General features: G+C 59.6%; 14 protein-coding genes, 1 pseudogene and 1 other annotated feature. Of the genes and pseudogenes, 11 read left to right on the top strand and 4 right to left on the bottom strand.

Annotation, left to right across the window (positions count from 1 at the left end):
• Positions 1 to 6 precede the first annotated feature (6 nt).
• Entirely contained in the window at positions 7 to 699 is a 693-nt protein-coding gene (locus B0G77_RS29105) for a hypothetical protein (protein ID WP_133665362.1), read from the top strand.
• Positions 700 to 847: 148 nt separating this feature from the next.
• Positions 848 to 1309, top strand: coding sequence for a 3'-5' exoribonuclease (locus B0G77_RS29100; protein WP_133665361.1), 462 nt, complete (start codon positions 848 to 850; stop codon positions 1307 to 1309).
• A gap of 1166 nt (positions 1310 to 2475) precedes the next feature.
• On the opposite strand, the gene B0G77_RS29090 is transcribed toward B0G77_RS29100, so the two are convergent.
• On the bottom strand, positions 2476 to 3417 hold the full coding sequence (locus tag B0G77_RS29090) for a LysR family transcriptional regulator (protein WP_133665360.1): 942 nt from the start codon (positions 3415 to 3417) through the stop codon (positions 2476 to 2478).
• Between the two features lie 385 nt (positions 3418 to 3802).
• Here B0G77_RS29090 and B0G77_RS29085 point away from each other — a divergent pair, with 385 nt between their 5' ends.
• From B0G77_RS29085 to B0G77_RS29045, 7 genes are all read left to right on the top strand, one after another.
• The gene (locus B0G77_RS29085) at positions 3803 to 4819 is read left to right on the top strand and encodes an NAD(P)-dependent alcohol dehydrogenase (protein WP_208116520.1); all 1017 of its coding nucleotides are present in this window, start codon (positions 3803 to 3805) and stop codon (positions 4817 to 4819) included.
• 190 nt (positions 4820 to 5009) lie between these two features.
• Entirely contained in the window at positions 5010 to 5396 is a 387-nt protein-coding gene (gene panD / locus B0G77_RS29080) for an aspartate 1-decarboxylase (RefSeq protein WP_133665359.1), read from the top strand.
• Between the two features lie 1556 nt (positions 5397 to 6952).
• On the top strand, positions 6953 to 7651 hold the full coding sequence (locus tag B0G77_RS29075; RefSeq protein ID WP_131315383.1) for an NAD(P)H-dependent oxidoreductase: 699 nt from the start codon (positions 6953 to 6955) through the stop codon (positions 7649 to 7651).
• A gap of 348 nt (positions 7652 to 7999) precedes the next feature.
• Positions 8000 to 10405, top strand: coding sequence for a xanthine dehydrogenase family protein molybdopterin-binding subunit (locus tag B0G77_RS29070; protein WP_133665358.1), 2406 nt, complete (start codon positions 8000 to 8002; stop codon positions 10403 to 10405).
• Positions 10402 to 11295, top strand: coding sequence for an FAD binding domain-containing protein (locus B0G77_RS29065; RefSeq protein ID WP_133665357.1), 894 nt, complete (start codon positions 10402 to 10404; stop codon positions 11293 to 11295). Before B0G77_RS29070 ends, B0G77_RS29065 begins: the two co-directional genes overlap by 4 nt.
• Complete coding sequence (locus B0G77_RS29060; protein WP_243751261.1) at positions 11292 to 11861, top strand: (2Fe-2S)-binding protein; 570 nt, start codon at positions 11292 to 11294, stop codon at positions 11859 to 11861. The genes B0G77_RS29065 and B0G77_RS29060 overlap by 4 nt, the downstream gene beginning before the upstream one ends.
• Before the next feature lie 1079 nt (positions 11862 to 12940).
• Complete coding sequence (locus B0G77_RS29045) at positions 12941 to 14113, top strand: IS110 family transposase (RefSeq protein WP_133665356.1); 1173 nt, start codon at positions 12941 to 12943, stop codon at positions 14111 to 14113.
• 838 nt (positions 14114 to 14951) lie between these two features.
• Here B0G77_RS29045 and B0G77_RS29040 read toward each other — a convergent pair.
• The 3 genes from B0G77_RS29040 to B0G77_RS29030 form a co-directional block, all read right to left on the bottom strand.
• The gene (locus B0G77_RS29040; RefSeq protein WP_133665355.1) at positions 14952 to 16040 is read right to left on the bottom strand and encodes an IS110 family transposase; all 1089 of its coding nucleotides are present in this window, start codon (positions 16038 to 16040) and stop codon (positions 14952 to 14954) included.
• 451 nt (positions 16041 to 16491) lie between these two features.
• Positions 16492 to 17508, bottom strand: coding sequence for an IS110 family transposase (locus tag B0G77_RS29035; protein ID WP_133666922.1), 1017 nt, complete (start codon positions 17506 to 17508; stop codon positions 16492 to 16494).
• A gap of 275 nt (positions 17509 to 17783) precedes the next feature.
• Entirely contained in the window at positions 17784 to 18914 is a 1131-nt protein-coding gene (locus tag B0G77_RS29030; protein WP_133665354.1) for an IS110 family transposase, read from the bottom strand.
• A gap of 303 nt (positions 18915 to 19217) precedes the next feature.
• Between B0G77_RS29030 and B0G77_RS29025 the strand changes: the two are divergent.
• Both B0G77_RS29025 and B0G77_RS29020 read left to right on the top strand, forming a co-directional pair.
• Positions 19218 to 19514: pseudogene (locus tag B0G77_RS29025) on the top strand (helix-turn-helix domain-containing protein); the annotation flags it as partial.
• A 528-nt stretch (positions 19515 to 20042) separates the two neighbouring features.
• Positions 20043 to 20156: a sequence feature (AL1L pseudoknot), on the top strand.
• A gap of 1267 nt (positions 20157 to 21423) precedes the next feature.
• Positions 21424 to 22173, top strand: coding sequence for an electron transfer flavoprotein subunit beta/FixA family protein (locus tag B0G77_RS29020; protein ID WP_133665353.1), 750 nt, complete (start codon positions 21424 to 21426; stop codon positions 22171 to 22173).
• Positions 22174 to 22179: the final 6 nt, after the last annotated feature.

Here is a 22179-nt window from a genome sequence, read left to right as displayed (position 1 = left end):
CGTGACATGGCAATCAAGGACAAACATCACGCGTTCATCTTCGGCATCATTGCGGGCGTGCCGTCGCACGAGCTCGACAGCGAAAAGGTGCTTTACGCAACCGATGCGCCCTGCGAGTTTCGCGACCAGCTGCTGCCGCGCTGGCTACTCGCGCACGACGGCTGGACCGATTGGGACTCACCGGCGCGCGTGGTGCGGCGCGATGCAAGGAGCAAGCTCGCCTACACGTGGCTGAGCTGGGAGGCGTTCATTGACTGGATGACGGCCACGCTCGATGCGGCGCTCGTGGACGAGCGACAGGCGGGCGCATCGGAAGGCGACACCACCGCGACACACCTCACCGCGCTGCGCGCCGGGATGGCGGCAGCCGAAGCGCCGCTTACCTACGCCACCCGGCCGCACGCGCTCAAGGCCGGGCTGGAGGCGGGGGTGCCGTTTGCTGAGCCGGAATGGGGCTATGTGGTGTATCTGCACGATGTGCCGCTCGAACTATGCCGCGCGCTGCTAGGTTGGCTATCGGCCCGATTTCCATCGGACCCGGATGGATCGACCAATCCCGCCTTCTGGGTGGATGAGGATGGCCAGGTGGCGCTCGTTTCGGCCCGCTGGGAGGAGTTCATTTACTGGCTGTGCAAGTTGCTCACTGACGCGCTCGACGGGCTGGAAAACGCCCGTGAACAGACCGAAGAGGGCAACTAGAAGCGCCAGCCTTGTGTCGGGGTTCAGGGTTTCTATCTCATTCGTCGTAGGGCGGACCTATGGGAAGCGCAACGTGCTTTCCACAGGGAAAGCGGCGTCAACATGGCTGGGATATGCCCTGCGGGGTTTTGATTTCGAGGGGTAGCGCATGCGACTTTTTGTCGATACCGAATTTACGGATTTCATCGACTGCGATCTGATCAGCGTCGCGCTCGTGGCCAACGACGGCCGCGAGTTCTACGGCGAGCGGTCCGACTTCGATATGCCCAGCTGCAGCGAATTCGTGCGCGCGGCCGTGTTGCCGCAGCTCGGCCAGCATGCGGGCCGCGTGTTCACGCGCAAGGCGCTGCGCGTCGCGCTGCTCGCATGGCTCGATCAGTTCGCCAACGCACCGGAGCGGATGCTGTGCTTCGACTACGGGGGCGACTGGGAGCTGCTGTGCGATCTGCTCGATGGGCCGCCCGCCGGCTGGCAGGCTTGCCACGTTGGCGAGGTGATCGACTTCGTCCGGTTGGAAAGCTATTACCGTGCGCATGGCGGCCGGCATCACGCACTATCCGACGCCCGCGCCAACTGCTACGCAATGGGAGAGATCAATGCTGGATTCTGAACTGGCAGCAGGAACCGGCACGATGAACACTCGCCCGCAAGCTTCCACGCCACGACAAGGGGAACAGGCCCGGCGTCGGGTCAAGGGTGTGATTGACGGACCAATACCGACATCCATCTACTCACCCGCTCGGCGCCAACGAACGGCCATCTCACCGCTGCGCTGAAAGCCGATTTTCCGGTGCTTACGCGTCACCAGATCCGCTTGGCGGATTCTGCGCGCCAGTCGTCCTAAGCGAGACTCACATTGGTTCGGATGTCTACGCCCATTCGGTCGTTCCTGCTTGTGCGCCCACGAAGTAGCAAGCCAGCGACCGCAACGGCAGAGCTAGGTAGGGTCATTCGTGATCTTTCGGCTGAAGCAGCGTTGTGTGTCGGGAAGGCCTGCCCATAATGTACGGCAGTCAGTCGAGGCCGCGGCAAAATGCAAAATGTGAAGGTTTTCCTTGCGTTCAGCGATCGCGCGGATGCGGCTGTATCCGTCGCGGAAGGTCCTGAGGATCCGGAGCTCGTCGATGCCTTCGTTGCGTGCGGGGTGAAGAGCAGACCAACATCGTCCGTTAAGCGTCGATCGATATGGAGTACCTATTAATGACGCTGCGTGACTGCGGCACGGTGCAAGTATGACTGGTCCGTATCGGCCCGGCGCGTCACCATCTCTCTGACGCAGATCGCATCGCCCAGGTTATGCGCCAAAATGCTGCTATTGGGATAGGCAAACTAATCCAAATAGCCGGGTTTCGCGATACTTTTTTTCGAAAACACGTCGTCCGGATTGGTGTGTGCGGGCACCCGTTGTGAGGGACGGGGCGTGTCTGCATAGACATGGCGTCGGAACCCGTCTTGCTCCGCCCGACGGCGCGATCAGGCCGGGCTATGTTGTTCGACGGATGGTTGTATTCGTTGCGCTTGCTTCGATCCGCGTGTCTGGAATTGCTCAAGCGCGTTCGAATAAAATAGCGCTTGAGGCGGACGGGGGCAACTATGCCCTGGGAGTAACTCCGATAACGAATCGAACATTTACGGCGCACGCTATCGAACGACTGCAAGACTATATCGTCGGCGTAAGCAATCTACTGACTGCTCCTTTGCTTACGTGCGCCCGTTATTGCTCTTAAAGTAAGGCGACAGCCGCGCCCCGGAATGAGTGGCCTGCGATGCGCTGGATCACGGCTGGCCGGACATGCACAATGCCGCATGGTCGGCCGCCAGCGCCTGCGGAACGACTTCCCGAAGGAAATCCACGAACGTCTTGATCTTCGCATCGAGGTACTGGCGTGACGCGTATAACACATAAGCGGTCAGCTTCTGCAACTGATAGTCGGGCAGCACGTGGATTAGCGCGCCGCTGCGCAGCGCCGGCAACGCCGTCGCCATGGGGAGCGAGCCGATGCCAACGCCCTCCCGCAGCGCAACGCTCAGCGCTTCGATAGCGTTCACCTGAAGGTCCGCTGGCGGAAATTCAAACGTTTCCCTGCCATGTGGTCCTTCCAGATGCCAGCGATCGCGCGGAAACACGGACGCGACGATCTGTAGACAAGCGTGCCCCCGAAGCTCTTGCACGGAGCGCGGCGTGCCATGTTGTCTCAGATAGGCTGGCGCCGCGCAGAGCACACTGGGCACTTCGCCGAGCCGATGCGATACGAGGCCCGAATCGGGCAGATCCGTCATAGTCAGTTGAAGCGAGACGTCATAGCCTTCGTCGAGGAGGTCCGGAACGTGCTGCGATAACGTCAGCTCGACAGATACTGCAGGATTCTGTTCCCGATAGCGCAAGACTTCCGGTAAGACGTATGTCTGGCCGAAGCTCGATGTCGCATGCACCCGCAACTTTCCGGACGGCCGGGCGTGCGCATCAGCGGCTTCGGCCTCGGCCTCCTCGACATAGGCGAGAATCCGCTCGCATCGTTCAAGATAGCGCTGCCCGGCCTCGGTAAGCGCGACGCGGCGCGTGCTGCGGTTGAGCAAGCGTGTGCGCAGATGCGCCTCCAGTTGCGCGATCGACCGCGACGCATTGGCGTTCGTGATATTCAGGCGTTGAGCTGCCTCCGTGAAACTGCCCTCTTCTGCAATACGAACAAATATCCGCATCATGTGTAGCGTGTCCATTGACCATTTTCCCTGCGATGAGTTCGCCCCGCGCGCGGTCACGTGCAAGATGTCTAACGGTCCCGACCGAGACTGGTGTGGTGTTGCAGCACCGCGGTCTCGGTGGCGACCGCTGTTTCGATCTCCTGGGTGCCGCCTCCAACAGGACGATATGAAGTGCGCAGGACACTACCCGAGCGCTCCGGGCGTGTCCAGCGAACGGGCTCGTGCCGCGCGGCCCGCGACTGCCATCTGCCGGACCCCCGCGCAATACCCGATCAACGACCGCCCTCGATCCGTCAAAGTACGGAACAGTGCGATCGCCTACGTTGACACACTTGCCGCCACCGGAGAAGTTTGACGAGGGCGCGGAGAACGCCGCCCGACAATGAAACAGGAGGCAAGCGTGAGCATAGAGAGTGAAACCATGCGCGTGATCGAGGTGCGCTCCAATAGTATTCACGATTTGAAGATCACTGAACAACCGATTCCTCGCCCCGGCCGAGGGGAAGTCTTGATCCGCGTTCGGGCCGCGAGTCTCAATTATCGAGACTTGGTGATCGTCAAAGGGACCTATAGCTCGGGAATCAAGTACCCTTTGGTACCACTATCTGATTGCTGCGGCGAGATAGTGGAGGTTGGGGCAGGCGTTACGCGATTTGAGCTTGGAGAGCGGGTCATACCGACGCTGATTCAAGGTTGGCTCAGCGGAACTTTCGTCGGCAAACGTCGAATGCTCGGATGGCCGCTTCCGGGTGTGCTGCAAGACTACGTTGTGGTCCCGGCCGAGGATGCAGTGGCCGCCCCGCTCAGCCTGTCGGACGCGGAGGCGGCAACGCTTCCCATCGCTGCAGTAACGGCTTGGATGGCATTGGTCGAAACTGGCGCCAAGGCAGGCGAGTGGGTGCTCGTAGAGGGTACGGGCGGCGTAGCGCTCTTTGGCTTACAGTTGGCAAAGGCAATGGGAGCGCGGGTCGCAATCATTACTTCAAGCGACGAGAAAGCGCAGCGTGCGCTCGCGCTGGGTGCCGATCATGCAATCAATTACCGCACGAGAGCGGACTGGGACAACGCCGTGCTGGAGGCGACAGCCGGCCGGGGCGTGAACGTAGTGGTAGAGACCGTCGGGTCGACCATACCGAGGGCACTGTCGGCCATGGCCTCGGGTGGACGCGCCGCCATCGTTGGATTCCTTGGTAGCACAGAGACAAGCCTTAACATCGTGCCATTCCTTGAAAAAATGGTCAGCGTCCGAGGTATCGCATGTGGGCCGCGCGATCAGTTCGAGGCTATGAATGCAGCCATCGACGCATGCGGTATTAAGCCGGTTGTAGGAGCCGTGTTCCCAATGGAGCGGGCCGCCGAAGCATTCGCACTGATGGAGCGCGGCGGGCACTTCGGCAAGATTGTGATCGAGATGTAGGAGCACCCGTGTGTGCCTGGCGACGCGAAAGAATTGTCGCCTTCGGAGCTTTTCGCTAACGCGCACAGACGCGGCACCCGACTAGGTGTTCGTATGGAACGGGAGCTCTTCGCAGTTGACCACGTGCGGTCGCAACGCGCGTATTGTATCCACCATCCCGCCATCAACCGCTTGCTGGTAAGGACACACAATGCATCGCCACATGCTGAAATCGAAAATTCACCGCGCGGTTGTCACACACTGCGAACTGCATTACGAGGGCTCGTGCGCCATCGATGAGGATCTGCTCGAAGCCGCGAATATCGTCGAAAACGAGCGGATCGACATCTGGAACATTAACAACGGCGAGCGCTTCTCGACGTATGCGATCAAGGGGGAACGCGGTAGCGGCATGGTTTCGCTGAACGGTTCAGCTGCGCGTCGTGCGCATCTCGGCGATCTCGTGATCATTGCAACATTCGCAACGGTCGACGAAGCCGAACTGAAGGCCCGCTGGAAGCCAGATTTGGTTTTCGTCGACGGGGACAACAAGATCAAGGGCAGCCGCGATTACGTGCCGACGCAGAACTGGTCTTAGTTGGTAGGTGAAGCGCGAATTCGAGTTCCTCGACGGCACCGTGTAAGCAGCCTCTTCGAGGAGACGATACGGCAAAGCGACCGGTAGGGCGCCGGCCACTTATGCGAGCCTCCAAGGCGCCGCTGTTTCCTGCCGCGCTGCTACGCGCAACGTCGCTGATCTCGCCGGACTACACACCTTAGCCCACGCCACTGATTGCAGTGAGGCTATCAACTGCGGTGAGCACATTGTAAATGACTAGTTCCGTGTCGGATGGTTCACGGAAACTCAACTTCTCGACCGTGGGAAGCACCTGCGTCTCGCAATAGACGCCAGTGTGATAACCGCGGTCCCGCACGAGGATGTGCCCAAGTTTGAAGTTATCGCGGGTCGCGTCGAATCTGATGGGATAACGGCGCGACGATTCGCGTGCGTACTCCAGCGCCCAAGCCGGACACCCCGTGCCGTTTCGCTGCGGCACTCGACCAGTGTGGTTGGGTTCGCCCTGCGATCATTGACGTGGTCACAGATGGTCCTCGATGCGATCGCTAGTAACGTCAGTGGCGCCCTGCGTCGCACCGAGGCTTATCGATTGGCTTAACATCGGCATGAAACTTCACTTTGTGCGGTCGAAGCTCTGAGCCGACACATTCCCTGTGCTTCAGCGACCCATGATGATGGCACTATGCGAGCGACTATCAATTGTGTACGCGATAAGCCATGGCGTGGCAAGGAGTGGCGCGGCGATCGAAATATACGCCCCGCCTATCACTTCTCTCAAATTCGAGATCGGCTCTTTGCCAAAGTTCTATATCTTTGCGAAGGTACTGCGTTTCGTACAGCCGCTCCAACAGCAGGCAAACTGTTGACGCTGGTCGTGTCCCCTCACAACAATTTGCGATAAAAGCATCATAGCTGGCGTTGCGACCGGAATGGTATGCCGACCGTTCAGGCAATGCCTGGACCTGCGCGATCATTGCGTCACGCAGCCACAGGCATGACATTGCGTGCTATCGCACCCAGCAACAGTCGTCCGAAGGCTGGATGAACCTCTCGCAGGCTGCGGGTCATCTCGAGACCATGTGAAAGTTTGCGGGTTTGCCTGACCCATCGCACCGTGTGCCGGGACGCATCAGTCAAATATACGGAAGTAAGCACCGCTCTCTGATTATCGGGGCCCCGCGCACTTGTGCTGCATATGATACCTGCCGCGCATCCGAAGTACGGAACGGCCTGTGGCGAAGCGTTGACCCTCGTAGCTCCCCTCTGTCTAATCGCTAGCAGGCTGTTGAAGCACCTCGCGCCGCCGTCATCCAGCTGGGAGGGATGGTACGCCGCACCCTGAATTGAACTCGGTATCGCGCGCTATCTGAAGTGAGACAGCCGAAGTTGCCGAGCGCCGGAGAGGAGAAAGTCAATCTTTACGAGCACGGGATGCGGCGGATTGGGCGACGGATGTCGTCGCGTGTTCGAGGTGCGCAACGCGAGGACCCCGGCGGGATGAAAGCCTCGGTCGTCGTTCAGAATGGATCGCCGAAGTCGAAGGCGACATTGTCATCAATGGATGGGAGAGTCTGATGAAAGTATTGATTGTTCACGCGCATCCGGAGCCGAAAAGCTTTAATGGAGCTCTCACTGAGAGGGCAATACAATGCCTGGAATCGACTGGGCACGAGGTCGTCGTTTCCGACCTCTATCGGATGACATGGCAACCGCGCTCTTCGCGAGAGAACTTCCTGACAACAGCCAACGCCGACTTCTTCAAGCAGCAAATTGAAGAGGACTATGCTTCGAACAACGGTGGCTTTGCGCTCGATGTTCAGCAAGAGATCGACAAGCTATTTGCGTGCGACGCTTTGATTTTCCAGTTTCCTCTCTGGTGGTTCTCGGTCCCGGCGATACTGAAGGGATGGGCTGACCGGGTATTTGCTTTCGGAAAGGTCTACGGCTACCAAAACATGCTGGAGACAGGCTGCTTGCGCGGACGTAGAGCGATGGTTTCGGTAACCACCGGTGCTGTTGAATCACTGTACACCAGCGACAAGAGCGGCCTCGGACACATCGAGGATATTCTGTATCACGTCAATTTCGGAATGTTCCGATTTACTGGTTTTGACGTCCTTCGGCCGTTCGTGAGTTGGGGGCCGAGCCAGAAATCATTTGAAGAACGACAAGAGATGTTGGATCAATATGAAGCCCGGCTGAGTAGGATGTGGACAGAGGAGCCCATGACGTTTCGGGAGCGGCGGGAGAACAAGTTGCTCGTAAAGGTTTGAAGAGCGGCTGCCGAGGACGACCGCACGTGCTGAACATCGAACGCCGCTTAAACTGCCCTTCGGGTCTGGCATAGGCGTGACGTCGAACGACTCCCACGGGTCGTCGTCGGCACCGTCAGCCACCGCTTGAAGTCCGCTGCCGTTCCGTGTTTCGCCGCTGTTCGCCGTGCTTCGCCAGAATCGAAGCTGCATTTCGCAAACTATCAGTTGCGTGCTCCTGCAGGTAGGACGTAACCTGAGTTTTGATCCGTCGTCGGCCTTTTCGGTTTCTTTGCCCCTGTTAGGTGGCGATCAGGAGACGGGTTACTCGCTCAGTTCACAAACAATTCAGGCTATTGGGAGGGGTCGATGACAAGGGAAGTCACCGGGGTTACTTACGTCGGCAGTCCGGCGCCCAACCAACGAGGCGCAGCGCAAGTTTCGGGACAGGTCCAATATACGGATGACTACGTCTTTCCCCGCCAGTTGTACGCGCATTTCGTACGCAGTCCGTATGCCTCGGCAACGATCAAGTCGATCGATCTGTCGGGGGCGCGGCGCGTACATGGTGTTGTCATTGCAATGGATGGAGAGGAGGTCTCCGGTTTGATCGGGCCGGTGGGGAATCCCTTTTTGCCTTCAGGCATCGGCGGCAAGGATGTCTCCATTTATAGCCTTGCGCGCGACTACGTGACGTTCGAGGGGCAGGCTGTCGCTGTAATCGTCGCAGAGGACAAGGATACCGCCGCGCAAGCGGCAGCCCGGGTCAAGGTCGAATATGAAGTCCGCAGGCCCGCCATCACTCTTGAAGAAGCACTCGCACCCGATGCGCCGCACGTGATTCCGGAATGGGATTCTAACGTCATGGTCTCCCTGGCGCTGGCGGACGGGGACTCTGACGGAGCCTTCGGATCGGCCGCCCATGTTGTGAAGGCGAACATCGCTGTCCACCGCCATTCTGCTCAGCCCATGGAAACACGCGCTTACAACGCCGTGTGGGATGGGGAGGACAAAATGGTGACACTCTACGCCGCGACACAAGCGCCACACCCTCTGCGCTATCTTCTTGCCGAGTCGTTGCGCCTTCCGGAAAACCGCGTCCGGGTTATTGCACCGCTCAATGGCGGAGCGTTCGGATACAAGATGTACTCCCACACCGAGGAGCCGTTGCTGTGCTTGCTGGCGATGAAGACACGGCGACCGGTTAAGTGGGTAGAAACGCGCGAAGAATGCCTGATGACCGGCAGCCGCGAACAGCAGCACAGCATTGAAATCGCGTTTTCCGAGGATGGTCGCATGCTTGCCGTGCGCGATCGCATTCGCGCCAACGTTGGCGCGCCGGCTCCCAATCTCGGCTGGCCAATGGCGGTCGTCACGATGATGACTCTTCCCGGTCCATACGATGTCTCGAACGTCGATCTCGGACTCGAGGTAGTCGTGACCAACAAAGGTCCGTGGAACCCCCTACGGGGATACGGCAAGGAGGGCGCTGCCATCGCATTGGAATTTGCCATGGATAGAGCGGCTCGGCAGCTCGGCATAGATCCGGTCGAACTGCGCATGCGCAACTTCATCGATAGCGACCAGTTTCCCAACAAGCGCCCTACTGGTCAGGTCTTCGACTCCGGCGACTACTCGGGTGCGCTCAGTAAGGCTGTCGAAGCAATCGACTATGCGGGCATGCGCGCCAAACAAAATCAACTGCGACGTGAGGGGCGCTATCTCGGAATCGGAATCGCTTACGAGGTTTGTCCCGAGGGCGGCGGCTTTCCAGCTACTCTGACTATCGGCTACGACGCCTCGACGGTCAAAGTCGATGCGAGCGGACAGGTGACAGTCAGCACCGGGGTGACCGATCCGGGTACGGGCAACGCGACGGGGATTGCGCAGATGGTTGCCGACGAACTCGGCGTAGCGATAGAAGACGTGCGTGTCGTGCAGGGCGATACCGAGCGGTGTCCATTCGGCGGAGGCAACTTCTCCAGCAGAAGCCTTTGCCTCGGCGGGGCTGCAGCCGTGACTGCTGCCCGTCAAATACGAGACACGCTGGGCAAAGTCGCAGCGAAGCTACTAGAGGTTTCCGATGAGGAAGTGAGGTTCGCGGATGGCCGGTTCGTAGCCGAGTCCACGGACAACAGCGTAACGCTGCGGGAGGCCAGTTGGGCCGCCTATACGCATAACAATGACGCGATCGGCTCGATGGTCACTCCACCGCTGGAGGTGACGGCCACCTGCCGCGCCGACGCGCTTAACCACAACCCGGATGAGAAAGGGAGAATCAGCAATTTCAACACGTTCGCTAACGGCGCCTATATCGTCATTGTTGAGGTTGATCCGGAAACTGGCAGCGTCACTCCATTAAGTTCTACCGCCGCACACGATTGCGGAAAGACTATCAATCCATTGCTCGTCGAAGGCCAACTAAATGGTTCGCTCGCCATGGCCTTGGGCGCCATGTTGAGCGAAGAGCAATGTTACTCCGAGACAGGGGGCATGACGACACGCGGTTTCGCGGACTACGTGATGCTGCGGGCCTTGGACGTGCCACCCTTAACCCTGATCAGTCATGACTCGCCCAGTCCGCATACGCCGCATGGTGCGAAAGGTGCCGGTGAATCGGGGGCAGGCGGTTTCTCGATCGCGCTGGTCAATGCGGTCAACGACGCTCTCGCGCCCTTGGGTGCAGAATTGACCGAGTTTCCAGTTTCCGCGCCGAATGTTTGGAAGGCGATCCAAAAAGGGAAGCAGGCGCATAAAGGTGGAGGTGAATCATGATCGGCGTTCAATACGCCAGGCCCAGGAAGTTGGAGGACGCAACGAAGCTGCTGGCAAGCTTGGGCGCTGGCGCCTCCGTGATCGCCGGCGGCCAGGAACTCATGCCGACACTCAATTATCGGGTCTTCGCACCGTCAGTCCTTGTAGACATAAATGGTCTCAGGGAACTCAAGGGTGTCGAATTCGAGGGAGAATCGCTGTCCTTAGGCGCCCTTTGCGTCCATCGCGAACTGGCGCACGATCCGCTCGTTTCGGAGCATGCACCCCTATTAGCGTATGCACTTTCTCAAATCGGTGGCGGTTGGCAGGTGCGCAATCGCGGGACGTTGGGTGGCAATATCGTCTCTATGCATCCGCTCTATGACACCCTCCCGCCGCTGCTCGCCCTTGGAGCATCGGTTGTAGTCGCACGCGATGGCGATGTTCGGACAATGCCATTGTCAGCCGTGATTAGCGACAGCAATCACGGCCTTGGCAGCGATGCCATTTTGACGCGCGTGCTCGTGCCGAGGCTGTCTCCCGTGGCAGGTTGGGGCTATTACAAGTTGAAGAACACGCATGGAGCTTATGCCTCGGCAACAGCCGCAGCGCTGGTCGAGCTGGATGGCGACAGATTGATGGAAATCAGCCTCGTTGTAGGATCGGTCGAGCCCCTTCCCCGTGACCTGCGCAAGGACATGGCCGACCTCAGAGGCCTGCCTGCCGACGGTGACCTGTTGAATGCGATCGAGCGAATCGCCACAGAGATCGTGAGCAATCCGATTTCTGACCAGAGGGGCGATGCTGACTATCGTCGTGCAATGAGCGGCGTGAGTGCACGGCGAGCTGTCTCGCAAGCCATTGAAAGGGCCCGCCTAGGAGGCGGATTGATACGGAGCGCCACGCGATGACAGATAACGTTGAGGAAATGTTCGAGGATTCGGTTTCTTTGAGTTGCCGGCTCAATGGGAAGCTGTGCGAGGAGCTGATACCCCCTGAAACGTCCCTTTTAACCTTCGTGCGCGAGATGCAGGGGTTGAAGGGCACACATATGGGATGCATGACAGGTCACTGTGGCGCGTGTACGGTATTGATCGACGGCAAGGTCGCCAAGTCCTGCATCACATTGGCCGCGACCGCGCTTCGTACCTCGATCACAACTATCGAAGGACTTGCTCACCAGGACGGTACTCTTAGTGAGATACAGACCGCATTTCGCGATGCCAGTGCTTTTCAATGCGGTTTCTGTGCTCCAGGTATGGTCCTAACAGCAGTTGAACTGTTGTCTTCAAACCTCGATCCGAGCGAAGAGGAAATTCGCGAGTCTCTCTCGGGAAATCTGTGCCGCTGTACCGGCTATCGAAGCATAGTTGCTGGCATCCAGCTCGCCGCGGAGCGGATTAGGAGTCGAAGAGGCGACCGAGCAGAACTTAGCACGGCCCAAAATGGAAAGGCTGCTCCGAAGGGCGAGGATTGAGCCCGGTACGACAGGAACAGAGATAGGCAGACGACGCCGCCGCAACCAATCAGCGGCATCAAGGCCGAGGTGGCGCTTTGAGTCAGTCAAGGGTGACAAGACGATCGCGGAGATCGCGGAGAAGCGCGGCGTGCACCCGAGCTAGACATCATGTATGGACCTGCCGCACCTCAAGGTATGCGTCATGTTGTCCATCGACACATTGTCGAGACAATCCTCTGCGGATCGCGCGAAGTGATCGAATTTACGGTGGCACATGCTGCGCAATGGCGGTTGCAGCAAGCCGCGACTGCGTCACCGGGATCGAGTTTGAAGGGGGAGACCATGGAAAAGGCGGAGAAGTCTTTGCGTACGCTGGTCGGAAAATGGTTTGCGCCAACGCCGGCGATGCCGGTTCGCATAACCCGATTCAGTCGGACAAGCTCGAGTCCCAGAGGGTATATCTGCGTCGAGGCATCGAGACCTGCAGGTCCGCTTGCAATTTTCTTCTTCCGCCACCATGACGGCGCTTGGTGCGTGTTCCCGCCTGAGCCCAAGCGTCCGGCGATGAGTGTTTCCTCCGAGTGCAGCGAGATTGAGGCATCTACGGGTCGATCTAACGCCTGGCAAGTCTAGGAATGAGTGGAGTTAAAAAATGCTTGATGAGGCGGAACCGCTAATGCTCGAATACGCTCGGGAGCTGGAGGTATGGACGTGTGCCTGGTACGATGCAGCCGTCGCAGCGAATCTTGTGCGCCCGCCGTTTCACCCTGATGCGACGATCATAAAGCGTCTCCAAGGCTACTTCCACGGTGGCCTGTCGCCGGCTGAGGCCGCAGATGCATGCTTCGGAAGGAACCACTGAAACGCCTCCCTTATCGCGTCCTCGTTGGACAAGGATAGTTATGCAAAAGGCAAACAGCGATCTAGAAAATTCAACGAATTTCTAACTCATGACACTGATATGTATGGACCGTGTCAAGTGCCGAAAGCGCGGTTTCTTGAAGTTTGACGGGTCAAGATGCTATGAGCATCGGGGGCCCACCGAGAGACTGAGGCCTACAATCAGCATCGCGAAGCCTACGGTACAGGAGGTGATCATGGGCAACGACCTGAGATATCCGTCGCGTACGGAAGAAGTGGTGCTGGCTGTCTCGCTCGAGCTTGGGGTCAGCAAGTGGAAGGTCGCGCTGCATGACGGCCGGCGCGAACGGCCCGCCGTGCATACGGTCGCGCAGCCGCAGGCCGCCCCGCGTCTGCAGGCCGTGCTCACACTGATTGACGCGCACAGGGATAGGTGGTCGCTGCCGGCCGACGTGCGGGTCGTCGTGTGCTACGAGGCTGGTCCGGACGCGTTCTGGATCTGGCGTGCGCTGCAGGCCCGCGGCATTGAATGTTACGTCCTCGATCCGGCCAGCATCCCGGTCGAGCGCCACAAGCGGCGCGCGAAGACCGACCGGCTCGATGCGATCAGGCTCGTCATCAGCCTCCGCGCGTGGCTGCGCGGCGAGCGTGACCGCATGCACGTGGTCCACGTGCCATCCGCCCAGGATGAAGCGTCGCGCCACCTGGTGCGCGATCGCGGGCAGTTGCAGAAAGAAGTGCTGCAGCACCTCGACCGCATGCGCAAGCTGCTCGCCACACTGGGCTGCTGGGATGAGGTCGATCACCGGGACTTCGCCGGCCGGCTCGCGCGCGACGAGGTGCGCTGTCACGACGGCACGCCCCTGCCGCTCGAACTGCGTGAGCGGCTGCTGCGCGAGTGTGAACGTCTTGCGCTCGCCACCCAGCAGCTCGCCACACTCGAGAAGACCCGCCAGGCCAGTGTGCCGGCACCTGCGCGTGCGCGCAGCGATGCACTGGCGCGCCTGAAAGGCATCGGTGAAGTCAGCGCCTCACGCCTCGCGCTCGAACTCTACTGGCGCGACTTTCACAACCGGCGCCAGGTCGGGGCCTGTGTCGGGCTGGTGCCGCAGCCGTACGACAGCGGCGAGAGCCAGACCGACCAGGGCATCAGTAAACAGGGCAACGGACGGGTACGCGGGTTACTGGTCGAGATGGCCTGGACCTGGCTGCGCTATCAGCCCGGCAGTGCGCTGACGCAGTGGTTCGACCAGCGCACCCAGGGTACGGGACCGAACCGTCGCGCCCGACGCATTGCGATCGTCGCGGTGGCCCGACGTCTCGCGATTGCGCTATGGCGCTACCTGAAGGACGGCGTGATTCCCGAAGGTGCGCAACTGAAGCCCCAGCCCGTCGGGTGCGCCAAGTGACGCCCCCTCGCACTAGCCGCTTGGTACCTACATGACCTGAAGTGAACATGCCCGTGCCCGCCCTTGGTTGCCACAGCAACCGATGATTCAAGATTGGGCATGTTCCCGGACACGATTCCGGCGCAATGCGCATGCAGGATAAGGCTGGCTACACGCCAGCGGATAGAAGGTGAGTAAGACGTTGGAGTCTTATGCGCGCGATGATCGGCTTCAGACACGAAACATGATCGCAGTAAAAACTTGCCAGGAGGGACCTGCCTCACGATGATCACGAGTTATCCACCGACGGCCGGCGTCGTGGTCTTAAGACGCGACCCGCCGGCCCGGCCGTGGATAACTCCTGCACAGCAGTTCACGACGCCGTGACTTGCTTCCCACAGGGCTGTGCCTGCACCGCGACTCTACCGTACGCAGGCCCGGAGCAGTCTTGCCAACGCCAGCCACACACGTCTTCAAAACAATCCCTTGACAATTTGATGCTCATAGAAGGGCGGGCATCAGCCCGGCGTAGCGGACCCTTGATGCGACGTCGGTTTTCCATGCTATGCATTGGTCGTAAGGGCGGCGCTTGCGCGCTCACGACCATGCGAGACCGTCTCTCTGACGGTCGTTACCAACAGGATGTTTGGGCCAGGACGAGGCGGTTATCCGACGGTTGATCATTCTGATATGCGCGGGTTGGTACCGCATGACAAACGAAGCGTCGGGGAACTGCCTCAATCTAGTTTCGAGGGTTGTGCTGTTTCCAGTTGCCTCCTAGTGTTACCACGAGGGTTCTCCCACCGTTGCCTGGTCCTGGCCCAAACATCCTGTTGCATGCTCGATCCTCTCATGCCGGCTAAGCTCGACTGAGGGGGATGACGTGTTGCCCGATAGCCCAGATAAAGCCGACGAGCTCGCGCGCAATGGCGGTACAGACCTGGTTCTTGAGCTTGCCGCGTGCCATCAGGTTTCGAAAGCGTTGACACAACCGTTTTTGCGCCGACCAGGCGATTTCCTGGACCTCCGGCGGTGTACGCTCGGCGCGCCGCTGCAGGATCGCGGTCTTTCGTGCGGCATGACGATAGGTCCACGCTGCTTCGATGAGTATCCGCCGGACATGGCCGTTGCCGGTCTTCGTGATGCCACCGCGGCGCTCGCGCTTGCCGCTGGAGTGTTCGCTGGGCACCAGGCCCAGATACGCCATCAGTTGCGGGGCGTCGGCAAACCGCGCGAGATCACCGAGTTCCGCAACCACCGTCACAGCCGCGAGCAGACTGATGTCGCGCAGCGCCATCAACGCCTCGATCACCGGCCAAACCGGGCTGGCATGCGCGGCTGTCTCGACTTCGCGGTCGAGGCTGGCCACGCGCCGGCCACAGGCCTGCACCGTGTCGATATATTCCTGCAGCACGATCTGTTGCTCAGGCCGGGCGAACTTCATGCCTTCCAGCCAACGCCAGTGCGCTTGCGTCCACCTGGAGCGGCCGTTGTAGCGATGGCCATGGCGCGACAGGAACGACAACAGCCGTTGCTTGGCCTGCCGCTGCAGATGCTTCATGTCCTCACGCGCACGGGTCAGATCGCGCAGTGCCTCCTGGGCCTCATCTGGAATCCACACGGGGCTCAACTCGCCGGCGCGATGCAGGCGCGCCAGGCTCAGGGCATCGCGCCGGTCGGTCTTCACGCGCTCGCCCGGTTTCTTCGGAATCAGTGACGGCGCGATGACCTGACAGTCCTGCTTCAGCTCACGCAGTTGCCGGCAGATTGCGTAGCCGCACGGGCCGGCTTCGTAGCAGAATGCCAGCCGTCCCGTGCTCCGCTTGAGGCGTGTCACCACTTTCGCGATGGCCTCGGGCGTGTTCACGATCTCGCCCATATAGCGCACCTCGCCGCCGATGTCCGCGACCGCCACGGCAATCGTTTCCTGATGTACATCCAGGCCCACGTACTTGCTAAACTGATATGACTTTCCGTGTCAAACGGGATCGGCTTTTCAGTTTTCCATAGGTATCTTCTTTTCGATAGGTTATCTGAATTTCCTGAGGGCGGCGTAGCAGTAAATTCGACGGTGAATCACACTGATATCCGCGGGTTGGGTACCGCATTACAGAGGTCTACATGAACGCCCCCGTTTGCGAGGGTTTTCGCATGTGTTGAGTGACAGGTTAGGTTGCAGCTCTACATTCGGCCTTCTTGCAGCCTGCTTCGCTGCAGGCCCCGATGAAATCCGCTAACTCGCGCCTCATTCCGTCCACGAGCTCAAGGCTCTCTCTGTAATCCAGGCTGTGCGAGTTCCGGTCCGACCTGTCATGTCATCACACTCGATTGCCACCGCAACCTTTGGACGTGCACTCCGTCCTGTAAGCGGTTTTACTGCTTCGTATTGCGCCTCACAATCACGCCGCCATGCTGACGTGGTCCTTTTCGTATGGCTTCCCGTGAGCAAGGATGGCCCAGATGGTGCGGGCCATCTTGTTCGCTATTGCGACGATTACCACGTTGCGATGTCGCCGTCTGGTGAGTTGATCGATCCATGCACCTGGCTCCCGGGAGTGCGAGAGCACACTGCGCGCACCGTGAATGAGCAAGGTCCGCAAATATGTATCACCGCGCTTACTTATACCTAGCAGTACGGTCTTGCCTCCGGTGCCCACCTGCTTTGGTACGAGGCCGAGCCACGCCGCGAATTCGCGACCGCTTCTGAACGCTTTCGGGTCACCCATTGTTGCAACGGCGGCGGTGGAAGTCAGGAGCCCGACGCCCGGGATCGCCGCGATCTTCCTGGATGCCTCGTCGTCTTTCAGCCATCCTCGCAGACGCCGCTCAATTTCTGCGATCTGGCGATCGAGATTCTGAAGATCATTCCACTGTTCGCGCAATGATTCGATGAGCATGGCAGGTAGACGATCCGTGAGCCTTTCAAGCACTCCCGGAATGGCTTTATCGAGGGCCGCGCGGCTCTTGCCCATCACTTCGCCATATTCGGTCAGCAGGCCGCGCAGGCAATTCATCTGCATGGTGCGGAACTTAATCTTCTGTTGGCGTATCCGGTGCAGGGCAAGTATCGCTTGCTGAGCCTCTGTCTTGACTGCCACAGATTTGCCGGGCATCTGCGTGGCCATCCAGATGGCACGAGCGTCTGCAGCGTCGTTCTTGTTACGAATATTGAACGCCTTGGCGAACTTCGCGGGTATCAGCTTCACTTGATGCCCCATTTCCAGCAGCCGTCTGGCCCAATGCTGGGCGCCTCCGCATGCTTCCATGCCTACCAGGCAGGGAGCACGATTTGCGAAGTGTTCAAGAAATGCGGATCGCTTGATTGCCTTGTTCATGATTTCGCCGGTATTTGGATCCACCCAGTACAACTGCATGACGTTCTTGGCGATATCGGCCCCAACAGTCGTATAGTTCATCGTGGATCCTCCGGTTTGCCTTGGGAAATCGTCATGATCTCCCATCTTGGGCACTCTGATGCCGTCGGCCCGCGAGGATCCACCTTCCTGCATTTCCTCACCGGCCGCAGTGGGGGCGTTCATTCCATTCCGTCTCGTGAGCCTGCCGCTCCCTTGTTCCGCAAATCGGTTGATGCGCGTTGCGATGTTTAGCCGCGGGTTGCTCGGGTACCGGGCTACGCCGCCTTCAGGAAACTCTTCTCCAAGTGTTCGTCAAATGTTGAGTGATCGGGCGGTTACGCTGCGTGTGCGGTGCGTGGTACGGCGAGCGACATGGCCAGACGGCTGACGTCCCAGATGAAACCGGCCAGCTCCCGGGCAACCGCGACCGTCGCGATGTTCGGGTTTTTGCCGCGTGCCGCCAGCCTGCGATATCGGCGGCACAATCGAAGCTGCGCGTCCCAGGCGCGATCAATGATGGCCTTCGGGATGCCTTCGTGGCGGCGCTGAATGTCGGGACTCACGCGTGCCGGATGCCGGTAGCTCCAGGCCGCCTCGACGAGCAGCTTTCTGGCGTAGCTGTTGCCGGTCTTGGTGATACTGCCTTGCCGCCGCTTGCCGCCCGAGGAGTGTTCCGACGGCGTCACGCCGAGCCAGGCCATCAGCTGACGCGGATGCTCGAAGCGCGACAGGTCCCCCAGTTCGGCGAGCATCCCTACGGCCGTGGTGAACTGCACACCGCGCATCGCCTGCAAGCCCAGGACGGCTGGATAGAATCGCCAGTTGGGCACCGCCTCGCGCAACGCGGTCTCGAGACGCTCGCATTGCGCGAGCCGATCCTCGATCGTGCGCCGATGTTCTTCAAACGCCAGTTGCTGCCATTCGTTGCCGAACGAATACTGGCTCAGCCAGTGCCGGTGCGCGGGGCCCCAGTTGGCGCTGCCGGTATAGCGCACGCCGTGCGAGAGCAGGAACGACTTCAGCCGCTGCCGCGCCTGCTTCAGATCGTCTTTGGCAGTGACCCACGCACGGGCCAGATCCCGGAATGCCTCGTCCTCAACGCCCGGCACGTAGACTGCCGACAGGTCACTCGCGCGCAGCGCGCGCACCAGCTTGATGGCGTCACGCCGGTCTGTCTTGACGCGCTCACCGGGCTTCTTCGGAATCAGCGACGGCGCGCAGACCATGCAGTCGAAACCTTTCTCCACCAGTTGCCGGTAAAGCCCATAACCGGACGGACCCGCCTCGTAGACGATGCGCACGCGTCGGCCTTTGGACTGCAGGCGCTTGCACAGGCGATCGATATCGGCCTTGGTCGTACCGATCTTGCCCAGCAGTTCCACTTCGCCCATGCCGATCGCGTAGGCAACCGTGATCGACTCCTTGTGGACATCCAGTCCGACGTACACCGTGCTATCGTGTTCCATGCTGGCCTCCGTGCCGGAAATCGCCGGGTGTGGCCCTGTCCACACCGTGCGGCTCTGGCAGCAATGCTAACCCGCGTCTGATTCCTCACGGCGGGCCAGCCTCTGCCTCACGGAAAGTCATACTGCCTTGTTCATGACCTGCCCCCTCAATGCGGCTCTGAGCCGCGGTGTAACCAACCTCAAGCTTAATCCGCGTACCTTGAGGTGCGGCAGGTCCATACATGATGTCTAGTGTTCCGTCCCATCGTTAACTCGGTTACGTGCGCGTAGCATGATGGCATCACCGGAACCGGCGATGCCGTCATGTCGATGGGACGATCGAAGGCGCAACCGGTATTGAGAAAAAATGAGCGTTCGCAACTGACTTCAATAGCGAGTTCGCGCTCGATTTCGGCGGCGCTGTTGACACTTGCGCGCATCGTGCTGGTATCTGTTGCCGGGGAGCACAACAGCGCAATTGCCCAGCGCCTGGAACTCACGCGTGCCACGGTGGGCAAGTGGCGTGTCCGGCTCCTGGAGCATCGCATCAACGGGCTGTATGACGAAGTACGTCCCGGCAAGCCGCGCAGCATTGACGACGAGCGGCTGGCCCAACTGATTCACAAGATTTACGCACCACCTCGGCGACAAGGTAAGTATCTCGACACCACAACTTGGCGCACTGCCAAATACGTGCAATTGAGCACGGAAGTCGCGCCGTGAACCTTCGGCGTACGCGCGCTCTATCGCAATCTGGCCTCACAAGGCTTGCTCTGAGCCACTGAGAGCTTTGCTGGCTCGGTCGCGAAGAGACGTGTGATTGGAGCAAAGTGTTTTGTGGCGGCTAGAAGTTTCGCCTTAAGATGGGCTGCATCAATCCAATGTTGTGCGGGACGACGCTGACGCCGATGCCGCGGTCAGGCAAGCATCAACGGCGCATTCTTCCCTATTGAGCAACGATTTACTGCGTCCGGTCGACTTATCGTCGGCGGAGGCATCCACTCGCCAAACATTGCTGCGGTAGGTCAAACGAGATCTGGTCGATAGCGGCGAGCGCCAGGGGAGCATGTCGGAACGCGAACGCCTTACGGCACACAGGCACGAGTTCAAGGAGTTGTGCCCCCAATGAGATCCTGAAGCTGGCGAACGTGCTTTTTTCTTCCAGGCGGAACTCGACTGCCGCACGCAGTCCTGAAAGCCATCATTGATCAGCATCGCGATACCTTGAGAATCGAGCCGATATGCAAAGTTCTGGCTGTGCCCCATTGGGCTACCCGCGTCATGCCGCACGCGCCTTCTCAATCCGTCGCAGCGCTGTGCCCGTGCGACGCTCTATGGCCGCAAACCGAGTGCATCTGGCGGGCCAACGTGCGGGTCTACGGGTGGGCAATCTGCTCGGCCACAGCGCCACAGTAGAGAGTGGCCTTTCGTTTCCGGCGATCTCTTTCATGGTAGTCGCCATCGCGGGACAGCGCCGAGCGGTCGGACATAACCATAATACCTTTCGCCTTGATGTGCTCCAGATTAACTGCCCCGGTCCAAAGGTTCAATAAGCTGATTGCGCACTTAGCAACGCGAGCCTGTCACGTTGTCTTCGCTTAGATGCGGTTCACCTCCTACGCGAGTTTCGCATCAGCGCTACTTTTGCCTTGCGGCATCCACTGTCTTCACTGAGGGGCGCAGAGCATGTCTAACACCCGGCACTTCCGGTGTACGGAACGCATCAGCATCTGTCCTTGATCTCGTCAGTCACGGCTTATTTAATGAAGCCATATTTCAAATTAGCGGAGACAAGGGCGCTCGCCCACCAACTGAGTCGGCAGACTCATACCCTAAGAAGACGGTCTCTGAGCTGTCTTGCGGCGTGCGATAAGCCCATAAGGCGCACGTCCTTTTGCAATCAGCGATTTCATCTTCCAGGTGATCCAGAATTGCTAAATTAAAGGCGCTTCTTGTTTTTTGCCAGACCGTACGGATAGCGGCGGGGATCAAGAAGACCGATATCGGAGGGGACTATGAAGAGACGGCGTGTGCGAATGCTTGGTATGGTGGGCGGGATAGGCGTTGCGATGGTCGTGGCTGTCGCCTGCCGCGCTTGGGGCGAGGCCGATGAACAGATATCCAGAGCGCCCTGCGTTTATTACACGGGTGGCTGTACGATCCTCGTCTCGTACCCCGCTGGCAACGTTCGTTTGATCCCGTGAGTTGACTGCAAGTGATTTTGTCATTGCTGGCGATGCGCCGCTCGGGATCACAGCCTTCTTTACCGGATAGGATGCATTGTCCGGTGTTTTATGCGTTTGTTGCGCCCGAAAGCGGTGTCCCTGAGGTGCCTTGTACCAAGCGCCGATCTTTCGCTCGCGCTTCGCGCCGCAGCGTGTTCCTGGTAACGATGGCCTTGATCGTTTGGAGCCGCAATAGGCACACCCTATGCCGGCCAGAACTAATCGATAGTTGTACCGCACAGCATTTGCACTTGTAATGGGTTGTCATGTCGCAGGGTGCGCATGGACTCGTGGAGGAGAAAATAGTGAAGGTTCTAGTCCCAGTAAAGAGAGTGATCGACTACAACGTGAAAGTCCGGGTGAAGTCGGACAATACAGGCGTCGACATCGCGAATGTAAAGATGTCGATGAACCCGTTCGACGAAATTGCCGTGGAAGAGGCGGTGCGCCTGAAAGAAGCCGGTGCAGCGACCGAGGTGATTGCCGTGTCGGCGGGCGTCGCGCAATGTCAGGAAACGCTGCGCACGGCGCTGGCGATTGGCGCGGACCGCGCGATCCTGATCGAATCGGATGAGGACCTGCAGCCGCTGGCGGTCGCGAAGCTGTTGAAGGCCGTGATTGACAAGGAACAGCCGCAACTGGTGATCCTCGGCAAACAGGCAATCGACGACGACTCGAACCAGACGGGCCAGATGCTCGCCGCCCTAGCGGGCCTGCCGCAAGCGACCTTCGCCTCGAAGGTGGTAATCGCCGATGGCCACGTCACCGTTACGCGAGAGGTGGACGGCGGTGCGGAAACGCTGTCGCTGACGTTGCCGGCGGTGGTGACCACTGATCTGCGCTTGAACGAGCCGCGCTATGTGACGCTGCCCAATATCATGAAGGCGAAGAAGAAGCCGCTCGAAGCGTTGAAGCCTGAAGACCTTGGCGTGGACGTCGCGCCGCGTCTGAAGACTCTAAAGGTCGTTGAGCCTCCGAAGCGCAGCGCCGGCGTGATGGTGCCTGACGTGAAGACGCTGGTCCAAAAGCTGAAGACCGAAGCCAAGGTGCTGTAAGAGACG

It is taken from the genome of Paraburkholderia sp. BL10I2N1, assembly GCF_004361815.1.
GTDB lineage: Bacteria > Pseudomonadota > Gammaproteobacteria > Burkholderiales > Burkholderiaceae > Paraburkholderia.
The sequence above is the reverse complement of the archived record's forward strand: the minus strand, read 5'-3'. Positions and strand labels throughout refer to the sequence as shown.

Coding starts and splice junctions, on each gene's coding strand:
- B0G77_RS29035 (WP_133666922.1), bottom strand. CDS start 17,508: ATGAACTATACGACTGTTGGGGCCGATATCGCCAAGAACGTCATGCAG.
- B0G77_RS29060 (WP_243751261.1), top strand. CDS start 11,292: ATGACAGATAACGTTGAGGAAATGTTCGAGGATTCGGTTTCTTTGAGT.
- B0G77_RS29100 (WP_133665361.1), top strand. CDS start 848: ATGCGACTTTTTGTCGATACCGAATTTACGGATTTCATCGACTGCGAT.
- B0G77_RS29105 (WP_133665362.1), top strand. CDS start 7: ATGGCAATCAAGGACAAACATCACGCGTTCATCTTCGGCATCATTGCG.
- B0G77_RS29030 (WP_133665354.1), bottom strand. CDS start 18,914: ATGGAACACGATAGCACGGTGTACGTCGGACTGGATGTCCACAAGGAG.
- B0G77_RS29065 (WP_133665357.1), top strand. CDS start 10,402: ATGATCGGCGTTCAATACGCCAGGCCCAGGAAGTTGGAGGACGCAACG.
- B0G77_RS29045 (WP_133665356.1), top strand. CDS start 12,941: ATGGGCAACGACCTGAGATATCCGTCGCGTACGGAAGAAGTGGTGCTG.
- B0G77_RS29070 (WP_133665358.1), top strand. CDS start 8,000: ATGACAAGGGAAGTCACCGGGGTTACTTACGTCGGCAGTCCGGCGCCC.
- B0G77_RS29075 (WP_131315383.1), top strand. CDS start 6,953: ATGAAAGTATTGATTGTTCACGCGCATCCGGAGCCGAAAAGCTTTAAT.
- B0G77_RS29090 (WP_133665360.1), bottom strand. CDS start 3,417: ATGGACACGCTACACATGATGCGGATATTTGTTCGTATTGCAGAAGAG.
- panD (WP_133665359.1), top strand. CDS start 5,010: ATGCATCGCCACATGCTGAAATCGAAAATTCACCGCGCGGTTGTCACA.